20 protein-coding genes and 1 tRNA gene are annotated in these 19,218 nt (G+C 62.4%); 9 read left to right on the plus strand and 12 right to left on the minus strand.

Translation table 11 applies throughout. The features are described from left to right. Positions 1 to 58: 58 nt before the first annotated feature. The gene (locus tag EZV60_RS01465) at positions 59 to 655 is read right to left on the minus strand and encodes an HD domain-containing protein (RefSeq protein WP_210115050.1); all 597 of its coding nucleotides are present in this window, start codon (positions 653 to 655) and stop codon (positions 59 to 61) included. Between the two features lie 192 nt (positions 656 to 847). Between EZV60_RS01465 and EZV60_RS01470 the strand changes: the two genes are divergently transcribed. Further along, on the plus strand, positions 848 to 1,636 hold the full coding sequence (locus EZV60_RS01470; RefSeq protein ID WP_135502170.1) for an inositol monophosphatase family protein: 789 nt from the start codon (positions 848 to 850) through the stop codon (positions 1,634 to 1,636). Positions 1,637 to 1,676: 40 nt separating this feature from the next. Here the strand turns inward: EZV60_RS01470 and EZV60_RS01475 are convergent, their stop codons facing one another. Continuing rightward, positions 1,677 to 2,036: a GFA family protein gene (locus EZV60_RS01475; protein WP_135501418.1), complete on the minus strand. Its 360-nt coding sequence runs from the start codon at positions 2,034 to 2,036 to the stop codon at positions 1,677 to 1,679. Then, complete coding sequence (locus tag EZV60_RS01480) at positions 2,033 to 2,776, minus strand: rhomboid family intramembrane serine protease (protein ID WP_135501420.1); 744 nt, start codon at positions 2,774 to 2,776, stop codon at positions 2,033 to 2,035. Before EZV60_RS01480 ends, EZV60_RS01475 begins: the two co-directional genes overlap by 4 nt. A gap of 110 nt (positions 2,777 to 2,886) precedes the next feature. Between EZV60_RS01480 and EZV60_RS01485 the strand changes: the two genes are divergently transcribed. Both EZV60_RS01485 and EZV60_RS01490 read left to right on the plus strand, forming a co-directional pair. Then, on the plus strand, positions 2,887 to 3,444 hold the full coding sequence (locus tag EZV60_RS01485; protein WP_135501422.1) for a tetratricopeptide repeat protein: 558 nt from the start codon (positions 2,887 to 2,889) through the stop codon (positions 3,442 to 3,444). A 1,166-nt stretch (positions 3,445 to 4,610) separates the two neighbouring features. After that, positions 4,611 to 5,369: an IS5 family transposase gene (locus EZV60_RS01490; protein WP_135501424.1), complete on the plus strand. Its 759-nt coding sequence runs from the start codon at positions 4,611 to 4,613 to the stop codon at positions 5,367 to 5,369. Positions 5,370 to 5,514: 145 nt separating this feature from the next. On the opposite strand, the gene EZV60_RS01495 is transcribed toward EZV60_RS01490, so the two are convergent. After that, on the minus strand, positions 5,515 to 6,396 hold the full coding sequence (locus tag EZV60_RS01495) for a hypothetical protein (protein ID WP_167853433.1): 882 nt from the start codon (positions 6,394 to 6,396) through the stop codon (positions 5,515 to 5,517). Positions 6,397 to 7,929: 1,533 nt separating this feature from the next. Here EZV60_RS01495 and EZV60_RS01500 point away from each other — a divergent pair. Then, positions 7,930 to 8,015: transfer RNA gene (locus tag EZV60_RS01500), tRNA-Leu, on the plus strand. Positions 8,016 to 8,037: 22 nt separating this feature from the next. On the opposite strand, the gene metG is transcribed toward EZV60_RS01500, so the two are convergent. From metG to EZV60_RS01525, 5 genes are all read right to left on the minus strand, one after another. Continuing rightward, entirely contained in the window at positions 8,038 to 9,750 is a 1,713-nt protein-coding gene (gene metG, locus EZV60_RS01505; protein ID WP_135501428.1) for a methionine--tRNA ligase, read from the minus strand. A gap of 140 nt (positions 9,751 to 9,890) precedes the next feature. After that, the gene (locus tag EZV60_RS01510; RefSeq protein WP_135501430.1) at positions 9,891 to 11,123 is read right to left on the minus strand and encodes an MFS transporter; all 1,233 of its coding nucleotides are present in this window, start codon (positions 11,121 to 11,123) and stop codon (positions 9,891 to 9,893) included. A gap of 75 nt (positions 11,124 to 11,198) precedes the next feature. Further along, on the minus strand, positions 11,199 to 11,774 hold the full coding sequence (locus tag EZV60_RS01515; protein WP_245306167.1) for a YceI family protein: 576 nt from the start codon (positions 11,772 to 11,774) through the stop codon (positions 11,199 to 11,201). A 20-nt stretch (positions 11,775 to 11,794) separates the two neighbouring features. Next, complete coding sequence (locus EZV60_RS01520) at positions 11,795 to 12,190, minus strand: hypothetical protein (RefSeq protein WP_135501432.1); 396 nt, start codon at positions 12,188 to 12,190, stop codon at positions 11,795 to 11,797. Beyond that, entirely contained in the window at positions 12,191 to 12,808 is a 618-nt protein-coding gene (locus EZV60_RS01525) for an ImuA family protein (protein ID WP_135501434.1), read from the minus strand. It lies immediately after the preceding gene. A 112-nt stretch (positions 12,809 to 12,920) separates the two neighbouring features. Here EZV60_RS01525 and EZV60_RS01530 point away from each other — a divergent pair, with 112 nt between their 5' ends. Beyond that, a complete protein-coding gene (locus tag EZV60_RS01530) occupies positions 12,921 to 13,964 on the plus strand; it encodes an aldo/keto reductase (protein ID WP_135501436.1) in 1,044 nt (347 codons plus the stop codon). An 87-nt stretch (positions 13,965 to 14,051) separates the two neighbouring features. Here the strand turns inward: EZV60_RS01530 and EZV60_RS01535 are convergent, their stop codons facing one another. Next, on the minus strand, positions 14,052 to 14,921 hold the full coding sequence (locus tag EZV60_RS01535) for a helix-turn-helix domain-containing protein (RefSeq protein ID WP_135501438.1): 870 nt from the start codon (positions 14,919 to 14,921) through the stop codon (positions 14,052 to 14,054). A gap of 108 nt (positions 14,922 to 15,029) precedes the next feature. Here EZV60_RS01535 and EZV60_RS01540 point away from each other — a divergent pair, with 108 nt between their 5' ends. Genes EZV60_RS01540 through EZV60_RS01550 form a run of 3 tightly spaced genes read left to right on the plus strand, consistent with a single transcriptional unit; the run spans position 15,030 to position 17,158 of the window. Next, positions 15,030 to 15,236, plus strand: a complete 207-nt coding sequence (locus EZV60_RS01540) for a DUF2061 domain-containing protein (protein WP_135501440.1) — start codon at positions 15,030 to 15,032, stop codon at positions 15,234 to 15,236. 10 nt (positions 15,237 to 15,246) lie between these two features. Next, positions 15,247 to 16,209, plus strand: coding sequence for a fatty acid desaturase (locus tag EZV60_RS01545; protein WP_135502174.1), 963 nt, complete (start codon positions 15,247 to 15,249; stop codon positions 16,207 to 16,209). A gap of 46 nt (positions 16,210 to 16,255) precedes the next feature. Beyond that, positions 16,256 to 17,158, plus strand: a complete 903-nt coding sequence (locus EZV60_RS01550) for a DMT family transporter (protein WP_135501442.1) — start codon at positions 16,256 to 16,258, stop codon at positions 17,156 to 17,158. Positions 17,159 to 17,169: 11 nt separating this feature from the next. Here the strand turns inward: EZV60_RS01550 and EZV60_RS01555 are convergent, their stop codons facing one another. Then, positions 17,170 to 17,877, minus strand: coding sequence for an NUDIX hydrolase (locus EZV60_RS01555; protein ID WP_135501444.1), 708 nt, complete (start codon positions 17,875 to 17,877; stop codon positions 17,170 to 17,172). 31 nt (positions 17,878 to 17,908) lie between these two features. Next, on the minus strand, positions 17,909 to 18,295 hold the full coding sequence (locus EZV60_RS01560; RefSeq protein WP_135501446.1) for a DUF983 domain-containing protein: 387 nt from the start codon (positions 18,293 to 18,295) through the stop codon (positions 17,909 to 17,911). Positions 18,296 to 18,521: 226 nt separating this feature from the next. Between EZV60_RS01560 and EZV60_RS01565 the strand changes: the two genes are divergently transcribed. After that, a complete protein-coding gene (locus EZV60_RS01565; RefSeq protein ID WP_135501448.1) occupies positions 18,522 to 19,211 on the plus strand; it encodes an EF-hand domain-containing protein in 690 nt (229 codons plus the stop codon). The last annotated feature ends 7 nt before the right edge of the window (positions 19,212 to 19,218 follow it).

Below are 19,218 nucleotides of genomic sequence, written 5' to 3' on the forward strand. Positions count from 1 at the left end.
GGGGTTCGGGGGCAGAGCCCCCGATGACACATCTATGCGGCGTAGCCGCGCCTTTGGATCAGGTGCGGGCCGCCGCCACTGGCGGAACGCTCAAGGCCTCGCGCGCCCCGGGCCGGATCACATCGGGATCGTAGGGCGTGCGGGCAAAGACCTCTTCGACCATGGGGGCGAAAAACGCCAACGGCAGGGTGTCGTAGTCGGGGTCGAAACTCGCCTGGTCCCAGCGTTCGCAGAACGCCGCGCAGTCGTCGAAATAGGGATGGCCGCGATGGCGCTCCCGCTTGTTCTGGTCGAACCCTTCGAGGTGATGGCCGTAATAGAGCATCTGGAAATCGCCATGCGTGGCCACGCACCAGGTGCATTGCTCGCGCACGAAGGGTTTGAGGATGGTTGCCGCGTATTCATCGTGATTATAAGGCGCGTAGATGTCCCCGATATCGTGCAAAAGCGCCGCCACAACCCAGTCGATATCCGCGCCATCCCGCCACGCGCGCGTCGCCGATTGCACCGAATGCCCGAGCCGGGTGATCTGGTAGCCTGACAGGCCCTCGTCGAGCTCGACCAGCGCCTTGAGAAGCCGGCGCGCGGTGTGCTTCGTGTGGTCGATCTCATGCGCGGTGAGAAACTCGTAATCTTCCCGCGTGCCGTCCTTCATCGCGGTGAAACTGACGGTTTTCCGGCTGGAGTCTGTCATGGCGCAGGGTCCTTTGGACTTGGGCGATCGTCTTGCGCACAGGCTACTGCGCCAGGCGGTCGGCCGTAAAGCGGGATCGCGCGGATGCAGGGCCTTGCGGCGCTGGGCCACCGCGCGTATACGCGCGGCCTTGAGGATCAAGGAGCGACACCGATGCCGGGCAGTGCCAATCTCAACATCATGCTCAAGGCCGCCCGCAAGGCGGGCCGTGCGCTGGTCAAGGATTTCCGCGAGGTGGAAAACCTGCAGGTTTCGATGAAGGGCGCCGGCGATTTCGTGAGCCGGGCCGATCTGGCCGCCGAGAAGATCCTGAAAGACGAGTTGATGGGCGCGCGTCCCACCTATGGCTGGCTGGCCGAGGAGGGCGGCGGCGAGGCCGGTCAGGACCCGACCCGGCGCTGGATCGTCGACCCACTGGATGGCACCACGAATTTCCTGCACGGGCTGCCGCATTGGGCGATCAGCATCGCGCTGGAGCATAAGGGCACGGTTGTGGCGGGCGTGATTTACGACGCGGCCAAGGACGAGATGTTCTTCGCCGAGCGCGGAGAGGGCGCGTTCATGAACGACACCCGGTTGCGGGTGTCGGGCCGGTCCAAGATGATCGAGTCGATCTTCGCCACCGGCGTGCCGTTTGGCGGACGCGGCGACCTGCCGGCGACCCTGCAGGATCTGGCGCGGCTGATGCCCACCTGCGCAGGCGTGCGGCGCTGGGGGTCTGCGGCGCTCGACATGGCGTATGTGGCGGCGGGCCGGTACGAGGGTTTCTGGGAACGCAAGCTCAACGCGTGGGATCTGGCCGCCGGGGTCATCCTCGTGCGCGAGGCGGGCGGCTTTGCCGAGCCCATCCGCGAGGGCAAGAGCATTCTCGAAGATGGCGACGTGGTTTGCGGCAACGAGGGCGTCTTCGACAAGTTCGCCGGCATCATCCGAAACGCCTGAGCCGGGCGCGAAATCTATTCCGGTGTTTCCTCGCGCCCTGTCAGCGGTCTGACGGGTGATGGATGCCGTCAGACCAGGGGATCGGTTCGAACTCGGCGGGGTTCATGCCCTCGATACAGCCGAAATTCACCCCGAATTGCGTCGGGTCCGACCGGCGCTGGTGATGAGTGTAGATACCGCAGGTCTTGCAGAAGAAATGCTGCGCCGTGCCGGTGCCCCAGGTGTAAAGCGTGAGGTTGTCCGCCCCCTTCACGACCGTCAGATCTGCAAGCGGCACCGACACCGTGGGCGCGGCGCGCCTGCGGCAGAAGGAGCAATCGCAGCGATGGGGTTGTTCCAGATCCCTGGCGGCGATGTCGAGGCGCAGCTCGACCGCGCCGCAGTGGCAGGTGGCTTTCATTTGCGGGTCACTTTCGGAATGTGGCTTCGGGCGTAGCGGTACTTGGTCTCGGGATGAGGCGGGTGACCTTCGGTGCGCGACCAGAAGCGCGGGCCGCCGCGTGCCAGGAAAAGCGGCAGGGTCAGGACGATGCCCGCGATGAAGCCGCCCGCATGCGCCCAGTAGGCGACGCCGCCTGTATCCGGATCGGCGCCGGCCCCGCCGAACAGCTGGAACAGGAACCAGAGCCCCAGCATGATCCAGGCCGGGATTGTGACGATGCGCACGATGAAGACGATGAAGATCAGGATATCGACCCGCGCCTTGGGAAAGAGCAGCAGGTAGCCCCCCATCACCGCCGCGATCGCCCCGGACGCGCCCACCGTGGGCACCTGGCTGAACGGCGCGGCGTAGTAATGCGCCAGCCCCGCCGTCACGCCGCCCCCGAGATAGAAGGCGAGGTAGCCCAGGTGGCCCATCTCCTCTTCCATATTGTCGCCGAAGATCCACAGAAAGAGCATGTTTCCCGCCAGGTGCATCCAGCCGCCATGCAGGAACATGGAACTGATGAGCGTGCTGTAATCGCCCGTCTGACTGACCAGCGCGGGCACCATGGCCCAATCGTAAAAGAAAAGCTGAAGCCCGCGCGGATCGGAAAACAGCGGCCAGTAGCTTAGGAAAATCCCGATATTGAGCGCCATGAGCGCGTAGGTGACAAAGGGCGTCTGCCCCGAGGGATTGTGGTCTCGGATCGGGATCATGAGCGCAAAGTGGGCCGGTCCGCCGGTCGGGTCAAGCCGCCATGCGTCCTGCGGGCGGCCATGTCACGCGGGAATTGATTTTCCGCGACAGGGCTGCATCTTTGTAACGCATGAGACATCTTCTGCTTGCCCTTGTGCTTATCTGCGGTCTGGCCGGTGCGGTTCATGCCACCGGCTGTCCGCCCGCGCCCGATCACGATGCCGCGCTGAGCGCGCTGATCGCCGAGGCGCGCGAGGCCACGAGCGAGGCGGAGGGTCGCGTGCTTTCGGACGAGATGTGGGCGCTTTGGGCTGATGCGCCCGACGCGCGCGCGCAGGATCTGCTGGACACGGGCATGGCCCGGCGCGAAAGCTTCGATTACGACGCCGCTATGACGGCCTTCGATGCGCTGGTGGCCTACTGTCCGGACTATGCCGAGGGCTACAACCAGCGTGCATTCGTGCATTTCCTTCGGGCGGATTATACCGAAGCGCTGACGCAGCTTGCCCGGGCGCTGGAGCTGTCGCCGCGCCATGTGGGGGCGCTCACGGGGCAGGCGCTCAGCTATCATGCGCTGGGCCGCAACGCCGAGGCCGCGCTGGCGCTGCGCGCGGCGCTGGCCCTCAACCCGTGGCTGGGCGAGCGGCATTTGCTGCCGGTGCTGGAAGCGGCCGAGAAAGAGATCTGAGCCGGGCTGCCGCATGTAGCTGGTAAAATAGTCTCTGCAATCTACAGGGACCTTGGGCGAGGGCATCTCTCCGCACAGCCTGTGTCGGTCATTGAACCGCTGCATTCAAAATGGGTTTGCAACCGGACATGCTCTATTCTTAATCAGGCGGAGATTGGTATTCATGGAAAAGTTAAAAGAATACGTAATTTAAATTAATCCAATCAGAATATTCACGTGTGAAGTTAATTGCCTAGGCGGCCGCATGGATCAAAGGATAAACCGGTCATTTGGTCATTTTGGCATGGCTGACAACAACTTGCTTTAAAAGGCTGTTCTGAAAAAATGTCCTGACGCTTGGAGAGAAGCGGCAGGACAAAAGGACCAAAATAAAGTTTCTTTTTTGTAGCCTTTCGACGATATCACACGACATGTGTGAGATCACGTTTTGATTAAACAGGTAGAGTGCAGATGTGAGAAATCATCCTAGGGCGTATTTCGGTTGTTTGGACTTGTAATCCTTTATTTAGGATTTTGCGCGTAAAGCGATAATATTTGCCAGCCGATTGAGGCAGGCATCCCATTTCATCAGACCGTTCGGAGATCGCCGGATCATAGCCGTTTCATCCGCGTCACGACGACCTCCGGGGACTTTCGAACTCCCCCTTGCCCGTCGTGTACAGTCCTGTAATGGTCCGGTGACGTGTCCTGGCGGACCCATGGCAAGCCCTCGTGTCAACGTGCCGGCAACCGGCAGACAGATATCGGGTGCAGATGAGTCTCGGACGTCAGGACAGGTCGAAAAAGGCAAGCCCGCGTGGTGGAATGGTAGACACTGGGGACTTAAAGGGATTGGATTTATCTTTTAGAATCAACCATTAAAAAGGAACGTGTTTAGGGCCGATAGACGAATGGTAGACAGCTTGTTCGAGGCGTTGCGTGGAATGAACTGTGGGCAAGGTGTTTAGATATTTCTGGCTTTGGTGGTTATATAGAAATGTTACATTATCAATAAGTTAGATGATTTTCAGATGCTTTGGGAGTATCATAGGGCAAGAGGCATATCGACGTAGATTGACGCTGCAAATCTGGTTTGCAAGCATAGTACATTTGCACAACGCTAGGGTCAGGATGCGTTAATTTCCCAAGCGCTTCGTGATTCACGGCTCCAAAAACGGAGCGGTGACATGAACTATCTTTTCTGGCTGACGGACGCGCAGATTGCGCGTCTGAAACCCTACTTTCCGAAGTCGCATGGTAAGCCTAGGGTCGACGACAGGCGGGTGCTGAGCGGTATTATCTTCATCAATCGCAATGGGTTGTGCTGGCGGGACGCTCCAGAGGTCTGCGGACCGCATAAGACGCTTTACAGCCGCTGGAAGCGTTGGGGCGAGAAAGGTATCTTTGCACGGATGATGGTCGGCCTGGCTGCCGAACACGGCGAGGAAAAGACCGTGATGATCGACACGACCTACCTAAAGGCACACCGCGCCGCGACCTGCATGGCCGCGACAAAGGGGGGGCGTGGTCGTCTTGTCGGTCGAACCAAGGGCGGCATGAATACCAAACTGCATGCGCTCTGCGGCAGCCAAGGGCGACCGCTCAGCCTGTTCGTCACCGCCGGGCAGGTCAGCAACTACATCGGCGCGCGGGCGCTGCTGAGCAGCCAACCCAAGTTCGACTGGCTGCTCGGGGATCGCGACTATGACGCCGACTGGTTCCGTGAGGCGTTGAAAAACAATAGCATACGCGCCTGTATCCCAGGTCGGAAACAGCGCAAGACGACCGTGAAATACGACGAGCGCCGATACAAACGGCGCAACCGCATCGAGATCATGTTTGGCAGGCTCAAGCATTGGCCGCGTGTGGCGACACGCTATGACCGCTGCCCCGAGGTCTTCCTCTCAGCCACCGCCCTCGCAGCAACCGTCATCTACAGGTTATGAATCCTGACGCTAGATTAAGCCTGTTTCTTCTGCCACCGCAGCATCCAAGCCAGACCGCCGAGACTACCTCTCTTTTTCTAAGAGTGCATCACTCCTTCAGATGGGAGTCATTGGGTCATAACCCGTGAATTCACCTTTATTTAAGTCATATTCCGCGAACGATTAGGTTCTTTAGGCCAATTTTGCGAAGAGTGTTTATCTTGCAGTCCTTGGCGTCGTCATAAAAGGACAAGCCAAAAGCTTCCATAATTTCCAATGCACGATCTATCTCGTGTGTTTCTAGACGGTCGTTCCAACTCCTATTTACAATCTGCCCGCCTAGCAAGCCTTTTTCGTCTCGAGTCGTCGCGCTAGGTCGGCTCACTTCAGCTTGACCAAGCGAAATATGTGATAATCCAAGCCTTTCTACGGCAACGTCAAACAAGGTTGGATCTTCATATGCTTCTTCATAGGGAAGAAATATGCCGACTTCCTTGCATAAGGGGTCAAATACCGGAGTTACAGTATCCAAAATCACTCTTATCACCAGTTGATCGAAAGTGGTTATATGTTTTTCATGAAGTAAGGGTGTGTTGGGATAAAGTTCAAGAATGCTATCATCTAAGCTTTGCTCTACAATCCTTTCACCCCATCCCTCTTCCCTTTTGCCCGCCATCTTAACTGATCCGATAATGGATAGCGGGTTGCGCAATATGATAATCCCTTGAGTACTTAAATTTGATAAAATGAATGGCAGCAGTCTCTGAGCTGCAGTAAACTTTAAAATTGTCAGATCTGCCGATGCCAGTCGTAGAAAATTTTTTGTTCGACTCATATAGGGCGCGCGAGCACGCGTCATATCGAATGGAGCCCCCTCAGCGAAGAAATGAAATAAAGCGTCCTGAAGCTTTTTGTTGTCAGTAGGGCTTGTGATATGTGGTCTGAGGCCTCCCACGTACGCATCTACCGGTGGCCATTTCGCTTGAATTCCCTTTACTGGCTCCCAGTGTCGCCGTGCATTTAATTTATTTTCGAGAACTTCTAACATCCACGTTGTGCCAGACCTAGGTGGTCCTGAAATAAACATTGGCTTTACATTTATTCGGTGACTGCCCACTCGCCAAGCGCATCTTGCGGCGAACTGAATTCCTCTATTAGTGATCATTTCGTTTGAATTCCTTTCATTAGTATTGGCGGTGTCGGATGTAAAATTTATTGCCGAATCTAATCCAAGAAGTCAGCGCATCACTTTTTCATTCGGCTATAATCGCCGAGGTGCTAAAAGGTATTATAGCGTTTTATCAATTAAAAAGGTATAGTTGGTCTCCCTTCTGAGCGCAGCCATCATTTCGAAAAGACATTGAGCGTGAAAACCGCTTTTGTTCTGTTATTAGGATTCGATCATCACGATACCGGGCGAAAGCAGGTCGATCGTATCCTGACGGCGAGAGACAATCACTCCAGTTAGTTTCCGACTTTACGCATCTTAGAGCTGATGTCAGGTAAAGCAAGGAAGTATTAATCCAACGGATGATTAAGCTCGCTTCTCAAAACATCACTCAACAACTCGGCATTGCAGAGGCTTGCCTCAACTGAGCTTGGCGAAAACCACAGCTCGATCGAAACAACCATCCTCAACTCTCGCAAAATTTTAATGTGGAACGAGCTACTGGATGCTATTTGTGTCGAAGTGATGGCCACGCCGCGGGCAAGAGAACTATTCGGGGTCGGTAGCGAAAGTGGACGCGACGATGGCAGATGCCAAGTCATCGGTCAGAAACAAGACCGCCAGTTTACAAGTTTGGATGTCGCGTAAAGTTCATGGCTAATAGCTGATATATAACGGTAAGTATTCATGCCGCCCTAGATCCGGCCAAGCAGGCGGTCGCGCTCCCCTTTCTGACGCTGAGACTGGTCGCTGTCGGATCGGTTTTGAGATACGTTACAGCGGTCGTAACAGCCTCCTGTTCGCCGCGTTCGTCTGCCAACACTAGTTCGTGGAAGCGCGAGAGGTTAGTTCTCTGTATTTGTCAGCCACGGCTTTTTGGTAATCTTGTTTACTGGAGTATCCAGAAGGTTGGAGGAGCAATAGCGCATTACCTTTTAGTATGTCGCGACAGTTCCCGGCTTAAGCCGAACGCGAGTGGATACGTACTTTTCGAATACGTGTCCATGTGTGTCTGGTTCGGGGTGTACGATTGCCGGGCACTCTATAGCGATGTCGACGCCCTTTCTTAGACGGTAAACATTATACGGACCTCAATGCGGGCGTCGTCAAGGGAAATGTGGTCCACGTTGCCAATCTGCTTTCTGACCGTGCGACCGCTTTTGACTCTTGCCTCTGCGCAATGGCTGGCTTTGCCTTTGGGTGTGACGGTAATGCCAAATCATTTCTCAGTGATGTCTCGTATCAATTGACGCGAACCAGTGGGGCCGATACTTCCGAGCATGCGTTGAGTAATCTTGGTTTCCATCCGGCAATCCCCTGCGAGCTACGGTAGATGTTGAGTAGACGCAAATATCGTACCTGGAAGGAAAGTTGGGCATAAGAGACTAGGAAAATCTCAGTGAAAACAGCAGTGCCCGCGTGGTGGAATGGTAGACACAGGGGACTTAAAATCCCCAGGCCGGAAGGCCGTGCCGGTTCGAGTCCGGCCGCGGGTACCACAAGGCGCTGTCGGGCGCGGCCTTAGCCGCGCTGGCCCGCGAAACGGCTTTTCCACTCCTCGACATTCTCGTCGGTGATCTTGACGAAAAGGTTCTGCGGCACCTCGAAGGCGTGGCCCGGCTTCAGCGTCTCGAGCGCGGCCGCGACATCGTCGGGCCAGCTGTCGTCCCCGGTCTTGAGCGCGTCGAGCAACGTGGCCGCGGCATCGGGGATAAAGGGCCGGGACAGCACCGCGTAAAGCCGGGCGAGGTTGAGCGCGAAACGGATCTGCATCGCCGCGCGCTCGGGGTCTTCCTTGAAGGTGGCCCAGGGCGCGGCCTCTTGAAGGTATTCGTTGCCCGCAACCCAGATGGCGCGCAGTTCGCTGGCGGATTTGCGCACCTCGATGGCCTCCATATGGGACTCGTAGGCGCGGATGCGGGTCGTCAGCGTTTCGATCAGCGCGGTCTCGTCGGGGCCTTGGCGGCCCGCCTCGGGCACGACCTCGCCGAACTTGGAGCGGCAGAACTTGGTCACGCGGGAGACGAAATTGCCCAGCACGTCGGCGAGGTCCTTGTTCGCCCCGGCCTGGAAGTTTTCCCAGGTAAACTCCGCGTCCGAGCTTTCGGGCGCGTGGCTGAGCAGCCACCAGCGCCAGTAGTCGGCGGGCAGGAGTTCGAGCGCCTGGTCCATGAAGACGCCGCGCCCCTGTGACGTGCTGAACTGACCGCCGTCGTAATTGAGGTAATTGAACGACTTGATGTAATCGACGAGCTTCCACGGCTCGCCACTGCCCAGGATCGTGGCGGGGAAGCTGAGCGTGTGGAAAGGCACGTTGTCCTTGCCCATGAACTGGGTATAGCGGACATCCTCGGCGCCCTTATCGGTGCGCCACCAGCGTTCCCAGTTCTCGCCCTTGCCCGCGTCCTGCCATTCCTGCGCGCAGGCGATGTATTCGATGGGCGCGTCGAACCAGACGTAAAAGACCTTGCCCTCCATGCCCGGCCAGTCCTCATCGCCGCGCTTGACCGGAATGCCCCAGTCGAGATCGCGGGTGATGCCGCGATCCTGCAGCCCGTCGCCGTCGTTGAGCCATTTGCGCGCGATGGAGGTGGTCAGGATCGGCCAGTCGGTCTTTGCGTCGATCCAGGCGTTGAGCCGGTCGCGCATCTGGGACTGGCGCAGGTAGAGATGCTTGGTCTCGCGCACCTCCAGATCGGTGGAGCCGGAGATGGCCGAGCGCGGTTCGATCAGGTCGGTCGGGTCGAGCTGCTTGGTGCAGTTCTCGCACTGGTCGCCCCGGGCCTTGTCGTAACCGCAATTGGGGCAGGTGCCCTCGATATACCGATCCGGCAGGAAGCGGCCATCGGCGTTGGAATAGACCTGTTTTTCGGTGACTTCCTCGATTAGCCCGGCCTCGTGCAGCTTGCCGGCGAAGTGCTGCGTGAGGCGGTGGTTCTGCGGCGATGACGAGCGCCCGAAATGATCGAAGCTGAGGCGGAAGCCTTGCCCGAGCGCATCCTGCACCTTCCACATCTCCGCGCAGTACTGATCCACCGGCTTGCCCGCCTTGGCGGCGGCAAGCTCGGCCGGGGTGCCGTGTTCGTCGGTGGCGCAGAGAAACAGCACCTCGTGGCCGCGCCCGCGCAGATAGCGGGCGTAAAGATCGGCGGGCAGCTGGCTGCCCACGAGGTTGCCCAGGTGCTTGATCCCGTTGATGTAAGGGATGGCGGAGGTGATGAGATGGCGGGCCATGGCGATCTGTCCTTCGAGTGTGCGCGTCCCTTAACGCAATGGCGCGCGCAGTGCCAGAGGCGGGTTGGTAGGCCGTGCTTCAGCGCGGCCTTGCCGCGGGGCACGGTGCGGAGGCGGGGAAGGGCGCGCTGAAGCACGCCCTACGGATCGGCGCCCCGCTCTCGGTCCGACCGGGTGAGGCGGCCGATGACGAAAGACGTACGCGGCGCCCAGACATATCGGGTGCGGTCCTCTGGCGCGGGGCGGCGGCGCATCCGGATGAGACCGTAGACGATCAGAACCGCGTGGCCCGCCGCGATCATCCAGAACATCGCCGCCGGGCCGAAGCGTTCGATCAGGCCCGAGGCGGTGAGCGGCGCCGCGATTGCGCCGAGCGCGTAGAAGAACATCAATGCGGCGGAAAGCTCCACCCGTTCCGAGCTGTCGGCGAAATCGTTGGCATGGGCCGAGGAGACTGAGAAGATCGGAAACGAGGTCAGTCCGAAGAAGAAGGCGGTCAGCATGATGCCGCGCGGGCTGAGCCCCTCGATCAGCGCGCTGACGATGCAGCACAGGATCGCGGCGACCGAAAGCCCGATCAGCACGTGCCGCCGGTCGTATTTGTCCGCCAGCCAGCCCACCGGAAACTGCGCCAGCGCCCCGCCGAGGACGAAGGCGGCGAGAAACCACGCGATCTGGTCGATGGCCAGACCCACCCCCTCGCCGTAGAGCGGCCCGACCATGCGGAAGGTCGCGCTCGACAGCGCCGCGACCACGACGCCGAGCGCCGCCAGCGGCGAGCAGCGGAGCGCGAGACCGGGGCGCAGACGCGGGGCGGCGGGGGTTTCGGGCTGGCTCGCCTGGGTCAGCGTCAGCGGCAGAAGAGACGCGCAGCAGATGATGGCGAGCAGGTTGTAGGAGACATAGGCCGCGGGTTCGAGCACCGAGATGATCATCTGCGCGGCGAGCGAGGCGCCCATATCGGCCATCCTGTAGATCCCCATGGTGCGCCCGCGCGTTTCGTTCGTGACTTTCGATTGCAGCCACGCCTCGATCACCGTGTAGCAGCCCGCGACGCAAAGCCCCGAGGCCACGCGCATCAGCGCCCAGGCATAGGGATCGATGATCATCATATGCGCCAGCAACCCGATCGCACCCGCCGCCGTGAAGGCCGCAAACGCGCGCGAATGCCCGACCGAGCCCATCAGCCGTGGGGCCCACCAGCAGCCTATGAAAAAGCCCAGGAAATGCGCCGAGCCAAGGATGCCGACCTGCGCCGTGGTGAAATCGAGCGCCAGACCCGAAATGGCGTCGAGCGGTGCCACGCCCCCTGTGGAGAGCTGCAAGAGGATGACCGACAGGAAGAGGGCCGCGAAAGAAACGATGGTGCGCATGCGAGCAGTTTGGCAGGGCGGGGTAGGTCTGGCAGCCTCTTTTCGTCACACACGCGTCGTTTCCGCGCCGCGCCGCTACTTTTCTATGCGCGCGAAGATGTCGAGCCCGATCCGGTCGCCCACGTAATCGGGAAATCCGTCCGCGCCGAAGGCGCTTCGGCTGACGTCACCGGTGAGTCGGATGAGCAGGCTGTCAAGATCGCCCGGGTCGCTTCTGAGGGGGCGGTAAAGACCGGCCTGCAGCGTGACAGGGCGGGTGATGCCCCTGATTGTCAGCTCTCCGCGCACGGTGGCGCGGGCGAGGCTGCCGTTGATGGAAGAGGCGCGGAAGCGGATCGTGGGATAGCGCGCGGCGTCGAGCACCTTCGCGCTTTTCATCGCCTCGGTGGCGAAGATGAACCCGGCCCGTGCGCCCGTGACATCGAGCGTCACATCGACCGCGCTTTGCGTGACGTTCTCAAGATCGAGCGTGATCTCTGCGCGCAGGACCGGCATTTGGCCTTGCTGCTCTCGTCCCTCGAAATCGTAGGTGAAACCCACGACCGAGCGCTCGGCATCGAGCCTGTAGGCTGCAGGGGCGGCCAGAATGGGCGTGGCTGAGAGAATGGCAAGACAGGCAAGGGCGCGCAACAGCATGGCTGAGTCTCGCACGGCGCGCCCGCCATGCCTGCTCACTTTTCCGTCATGGGTGTGCAGGCGGGATTTTCCACCGCGTGCCGGGCGGTGACGCGCCCTGTGAAACGGTCGGTCTGCACGCGCAGGCAAACCCGGTCGCCCGGGGCCAGCAGCGGCGTCAGGCGGTTGGGCGTGACCAGCGGAAAGAACCGCCCGGCCTTGGTCGTGGCGGTATAGGCGGGACGGGTGCCGAAATCCGTGTCCACCTGCGTGATGCTGTCGATACGCGCGGGCACGAACGTGACCGAGGCGGGGACGCGGACGAAAAAGAGCACCAGCAGCAGGATCACCCCGACGAACAGGAGGGTCGCGCCCCACCAGGCGCGGCTGCCCAGCATCTCGCGCCAGAGTGCGGCAGTGAGGCCGGGCGTTTTCTGCGGTTTCTCCGCCATTTAGACAGAATTCGCGGTTTCTTCGCGGGGATCAAGGACAAAGCCCGTCTTGCCGGGGCTGACCTGCCAGCTTTGCGGGGGAAGCGTGCGCGCGCGGCGGCGTTCGAGCGTCCATCCCGGGCGGCCCGGCGCGTGGGCCGGCGCCATATGCCAGCGGCTTTCCACCCCCGGCGCGCCGCCTTCGCCCGGTGTCAGGATCAGGCCAAGCGGCGCGCCGCGCCCCTCGGCCGCGCCGGTCTCGGCGGCAAGGTGCAGACGGCGCACCGCTGTCAGCCCCGGCGGTTCGGGCAGCTCGGCCACCGCCAGTGGCACTGACCCCGAGCGCAGCACCTCCTCCAGCGTCCACAGAAGATCGGGTGCGCGGCGCGGGGTGACGAAGGTGAACCGCTCGGGCCCCACCAGCGGCGCCATCCCGTCGGGGTGGAGCCGGTCGCCCTGCCAGTCGGGCGTGATCCAGAAGACCGGGCCTTGCGTCGCGGCGGCCACCAGCATCGCCAGCCGGTGGCGCGCGGGCCCGCAGAGCTCGTGCAGACGCGCGGGCGCCAGCGCCATGCCGTCGAGCACGTGAAGGCCGGGGCGCGTGTTGTGGGAACGGCGGGTGAGAAGGCTGGCATCCATAGCGAACAGGATAGAATGTTCCCTAAATGTTCTCAACCCGCGAAATGCCGTGTGACGTGGCGCGACACGCCGCTAGATATGGGAAAACCCAAGGGACAGGGAGACGCCCGATATGCAACGCAAGACACTGGGACGCACCGGAATCGAAGTGAGCGCGATCTGCCTCGGATCGATGACATGGGGCAGCCAGACGTCCCAGCGCGAGGCCCACGCGCAGATCGACCGGGCGCTGGCGCGGGGCGTGGATTTCATCGACACCGCCGAGATGTATCCGGTGAACCCGGTGCGTGCCGAGACCATCGGGCGAACCGAAGAGATCATCGGCACCTGGTTCGCGGCAACCGGCCGGCGCGCCGAGGTGGTGCTGGCCACCAAGCAGTCCGGCGAAGGGCTCCGCGACGTGCGCGGCGGTGCGCCGATTTCGGCCCGGACCATTCCCGAGGCGATCGAGGGCTCGCTTCGGCGGCTCGGGACCGATTACATCGATCTCTACCAGTTTCACTGGCCCAATCGCGGCAGCTACATGTTCCGGCAGAACTGGCGCTTCGATCCCTCCGGGCAGGACCGCGCGGAAACCCTGGCGCATATGGGCGAGGCGCTCGAGGCGCTGCAGCGCGAGGTGGAGCGCGGCACGATCCGCGCCTTCGGGCTGTCCAACGAATCCGCCTGGGGCACCGCGCAATGGCTGCGCCTTGCCGAGGCCGGCGCAGGGCCACGGGTGGCGACAATCCAGAACGAATATTCGCTGATGTGCCGGCTCTACGATACCGACCTGGCGGAACTGGGCGTGAACGAGGACGTGACGCTTCTGGCCTTTTCGCCGCTGGCGGCGGGGCTTCTGACGGGCAAATATCAGAATGACGCGGTGCCGGAAGGCTCTCGGATGAGCCTCAACGGTAACCTCGGCGGGCGTAAGACACCACACGCCTTCAAGGCGGTGGCGGCCTATCTCGACCTCGCGGACCAGCATGGCGTCGACCCTGTGCAAATGGCGGTGGCGTGGTGCCTGACGCGGCCCTTCCCCTGCCTGCCCATTCCCGGTGCCACGCGGCTCGACCAGCTCGACCGCCTGCTTGACGCCGCGGACCTTACCCTCTCGCCCGAGCTGCTTGAGGCCATCGACGACACGCACCGCGCCCACCCGATGCCTTACTGACCTCTTCATCTGGCCGGAAATACCTCGGGGGTTCGGGGGCAGCGCCCCCGACAGACCAGACCTGCGCGGCGCAGCCGCACCTTTGGATCACGGCGCCAGCCCGGTCTCGGCCTGAAGCGCGCGCAGATGCGCGGGCAGATCGCGCGACCCGACACTGGCCTCGCGGACGATCAGGTCGAAATGCGCGGTCAGGGCCCGCACCCGCTCGGTGTCGCGAAAGGCCAGATAGTTCTGCCCGATATAAAGCACCGCGAGGAGCGGGCCGAAAATGGTGATCGGCGCGGAGAAGAGCCGCCGCGCATCGAAGAGATAGATCCGCAGCCGGGGATAGAGCTGCTCGGTCAGGTCGATCAGCTGGGCGACCTGCGCGGCGCGGATCTCGCGCGGCAGCGCGCGGTAATAGCCCTCGCCATGGGCAAGGCTCTCCACCTCGTAGAGCGGCATGGCGATCTCGTAATCCGATGCCGAACCGCGCATCCAGTCAAGCCGGTCCTGCGAAGCGCCGATCGCCTGCGCGGTGGAGCGGCCCAGATGCGGCGCGTATTCCCATTCCAGCATCTCGCGCGTCTTGAGCATGTCCGACAGCCCCGCCGGCACGTGACGGATCTTGTAGCCCGCGGCCTCCTGGTGCCATTGAAAGACCTGCTCGTCGACCAGCGCGCGCGGCGCTTCTGTCAGCGAGGCGGCGTTGGACAATAGATCGGCGGCGGTCTCGGGGCGGTCGGTCAGCCCCAGCAGCCAGTCCGCCGACACGCCGAGCGCGCGGGCGCATTCGCCGACCACCTGCGCATTGGGCAGGCGTGCGGCATCCCCTTTAAGAAGCTGCGAGACCGTCGAGCGATCCACGCCCACGGCGCGGGCCAGTGCGCTCTGGCTTGTGCCGCGCGTCTGTATCGCCTCGGTAAGACGGTTGCGAAAGAGCGTGGCGCGGGCGCGTTTGTCGGTTTTTGCCTGCATATGATGATATTTATCAACATTGCAAAAATTTGTGAACTGGAAACGGAATGGTCTCGCGTCGCAGGGCTGCCTAGCCTTGAAACATCCACAAGACGACAGGAGGACGAAATGGAGACGGCGCGGCGCAGCCTGGTCAAGGCGGGGATCTGGAACGGCATCGGGCTTTGCATGATGGCGCTCGTTGGTCTGGTCATGACAGGCTCGGCGGCGCTGGGCGGGCAGATGGCGCTTTTCAATACGGTGCTCGGGTTCCTGTGCTACCTCCTCTATGAACGCATCTGGGCACGCATCGGTTGGGGCCGCGACCGTGGCTGATGCGGCGCCGATGGCACGGGCTGCGCGGCTCGGGACGGTGGAATGGCCCACTTTGACTTTGCTGGCAGGGTGCTACGGGCTCTGGGCGCTGGGCGTGAGCGTTGCGGCGACCGTCTGGCTGCCGCTTGGGATCATGCTCACGGCGCTGGCGATCACGTTGCAGTCCTCGCTCTGCCACGAGGCGCTGCATGGCCATCCGACCCGGCATGCGGGACTGAACGAGGCGCTGGTCTTTCCGGCGATGATCGTTTTCATCCCGTACCGGCGGTTTCGCGATCTGCATCTTGCGCATCACCGCGACGAGGCGCTGACCGACCCCTACGACGATCCGGAATCGAACTATCTCGATCCGGCTGTCTGGGCCGATCTGCCGCGCTGGGCGCAGGCGCTTTTCCGCGCCAATAACACGCTGGCGGGGCGGATCGTGCTGGGGCCTTTGCTGGGTCTGGCGCTTTTCCTGCGGAACGAGATCCGCCTGCTGTGGCGCGGCGCGCGCGGCGTGCGCGTGGCCTGGGCGCTGCATGTGCCGGCGGCGGCGCTTGTCCTGGTGTTTGTGTCGGCCTCTCCGATGCCGCTCTGGGCCTATCTGCTGGCGGTCTACGGCGCGATGTCGCTGCTCAAGATCCGCACCTTTCTCGAGCATCGCGCGCATGCGCGGGCCCGCGGGCGCACGGTGGTGATCGAGGATCGCGGCCCGCTTGCGCTTTTGTTTCTCAACAACAACCTGCATGTCGTGCACCACATGCATCCCGGGGTCGCATGGTACCGGCTGCCGGCGCTTTACGCGTCGCGTCGCGCGCATTACCTGCGCCGCAACGACGGATATCTCTACCGCTCCTATGCCGAGATCTTTCGCCGGCATTTCTGGCGCGCCAAGGATCCGGTGGCCCACCCCCTGCGCCCGGGCGGCGAGGCGCATTTCCGCGAGGACGGGCCGCATGTCGCGCCGCCGGTCGGCCTGCCCGGGCACTGACTGCGGCGGGACTGGTCTTTTGATCCCCGCCGGTGCATGAGAGCGCATGCTCGAGACGTGGATCTGGTTATCGGTGATGGCGGCGGCGTTCCAGACGCTGCGATTCATGCTGCAAAAAGTGCTGAGCATGGGCGTACTGAGCGCGGGCGGAGCCACGATGGCGCGGTTCGCCTATGCCGCGCCGCTGGCCGCCTGCGTGGCGCTGGGCTATGCCGCGTGGCTGGGTGAGTGGCCGGGGGTCGGTCCGGCCTTCTGGGCCTATGTCGTGGCGGGCGGGCTGGCGCAGATCCTGGCCACCTGGTGCGTCGTCCTTCTGTTCGCCGAGCGAAATTTCGCGGTCGGCATCACCTTCAAGAAGACCGAAGTCGTGCAAACCGCCCTTGTCGGGCTGATCGTGCTGGGCGACCGGGTGAGCCTGGGCGGGCTGGCCGCGATCGTGCTCGGTCTGGTGGGTGTTGTGGTGCTGTCGGACGTCGCCGGGCGCGAGGGCGCGTTCCTGCGCCGCATCGGCAATCGCGCGGCGGGGCTGGGCCTGTTGTCGGGCGCGTTCTTCGCGGTCTCCGCCGTGACCTATCGCGGGGCGACGCTGGAGGTGGCCAGCGACGATCCGTTCCTGCGTGCGATGGTATCGGTGGCGGTCGTGACCGCCTTTCAGAGTCTTGTGCTGAGCCTCTGGCTGGGCTGGCGCGAGCCCGGAGAGCTTGGGCGCATCTGGGCGGCGCGGGGCCGCGCGGTCTGGATGGGGGCGGCCAGCCTGATGGGCAGCATCGGGTGGTTCACCGCCTTCACGCTGCAGAACGCGGCCTATGTTTTTGCCGTGGGGCAGGTCGAGGTGATCTTCTCGCTGATGGCCTCGGTTCTGTTTTTCCACGAGAAAATCACCGCGCGCGAGCTTTGGGGCATCGCGCTTGTCACGGCGAGCATCCTGTTGCTGGTGCTTTTGGGCTGAGGCGCGCCCCGTCAGTCGCGGGCCGGCATGGGGCGCCCGTTGAGCCGCAAGAACAGGCTTGTCTCGTCGTCGTTGCGGAAAAACGGCACAGAGGCGGGTGGTGCGGGATCGTGTGCGCGCGCCTCGACCTCGGCCAGCACGACCTCGGTGATGAAGGGCAGGTCGATGTCGCGCGCGCGCCGCAGCGGGACCCAGTGCAAATGGCTGAGTTCCTCGCAGGCGCGCGAGAAATCATCGAGATCCGAGGCGATTTCGCCGGCGTCGATCAGAAAGAACCGCGCATCGAAACGACGAGGCCGGCCCGGCGGCGTAATGGCGCGGAAGACGAATTGCAGCGCGTGCGCGGTGGGCACGTGTCCGGTCTGCGCAAAGCCCTGCCAATCGGGCGGCACAGCGCCCGGCCAGTCGCCGGGCTGGCCGAGGATCAGCCCGGTTTCTTCCCAAAGCTCGCGGATGGCGGCGGCGGCGAGGGCATGGCTGAGGTCGGTTGCGCTGTCCTCGGCCAGCCGGTCGGCGCAGAGCGGCGGCAGCGCGCGGGCCAGCGGAATCTCGGCATCTCCCGCGTCCAGAGCACCGCCGGGAAAAACGAACTTGTTGGGCATGAAGGCCGCGCTCGCGCCGCGCTGACCCATCAGAACATGCGGGTCGGTGGCGCGATCGCGCAGCACGATCACGGTGGCCGCGTCGCGGATTGCGGTCTTGTCGACGGTGGTGGTCATCGCGCGTCCTTTCGCCCCGGCGTTCGAAAGGTCAGTGCGCGGAGAACCCGTGCATCAGGCGGGCCCATTGAAAGCCCACGATTGCCCCTTTCAACCGGGGCAGAAGGTAAAGCGAGAGGGTCACGCAGCCAATAGCGAATATGGTGAAGAGCACCAGCGGCTCAGGCCGCCAGGTGGTGAAGACGATGTGCAGAAGCGGCGCCATGACGTGACCGACGATCAGGATCGTCAGATACGCCGGGCCGTCATCGGCCCGCGCATGGCTGAGGTCCTCGCGGCACACGGTGCAGGTCTCGCGGACCTTGAGGTAGCTTTTCATCATCGGGCCGCTGCCGCAATTCGGGCATTTGCGGCGGAAACCCCGCCACATCGCGTCTCCGACGGGGCGCTCGTGCGATTTCACTGTCTTGTCACTCATCCCGGACCTCTTGCTGGGCTTTGCGCAGATGTGGCCGATCCGGGCCGGGAAAGGAAGGTGACAGCCTGTCCTTGCGTCGCGATGTCGCAAATCCGCGGCCCTATGCCCATTTTTTTCGCCCGCCGGCGACGGAGAGCCGGCCCGGTTGCGTTTCACGCTTGTGCATGACGCAAAACCAGGGGCCGCAAAAGGCAGGCGGCCCGGAGAAAGAACTGGAGACTGAGCAATGAAGAATTCGATCCTCATGAGCGCCCTTACCGCTGGCATTGTCCTGGGCGGGGCCCTGCAGGGCGCAGCGCAGGACGACGAAGACCAGACCTTCGAGCCGCGCCACAGCTTTTCCGAGCTCGATACCAATGGCGACGGTCGAATCACACCCGAGGAGATGGCCGCGCATCACCAATCGCGCTTTGCGGCGGCCGACACGGACGGGGATGGACAGTTGTCCGCGAGCGAAATTCAGGCGCGGATGCAGGCGCGTATGGCCGAGCGTATGGCGCAGCGCGCATCGCGCATGATGGGGCGCGCGGATGCGGACGGCAACGGAATGCTCAGCCTTGATGAGATGCAAGCCATGGGGCGCGGTCGGATGATGATGCGCGCCGACGCCGATGGCGATGGCGCGATTTCCGAGGCCGAGTTCGACGCGATGCATCAGCGCATGGCCGACCGCATGGGCAATCATATGGGCGCTCAAATGGGGAACCACATGGGCGCTCAAATGGGCAACCATATGGGTGATCACATGGGCGATCACATGGGCCGCCGGGGCGGTGACGGCATGCGCCACGGCATGATGATGAATGACGGCCGGATGGGGGATCATGTCGGCAAGGATCATGGGGGTCATCACCACGACGACCATCATCACCATGACCATCACCATCATTCGCACGGCCACGGCGGACATCATTAACCCTCTG

Source organism: Roseovarius aestuariivivens (genome assembly GCF_004761875.1).
GTDB lineage: Bacteria > Pseudomonadota > Alphaproteobacteria > Rhodobacterales > Rhodobacteraceae > Roseovarius > Roseovarius aestuariivivens.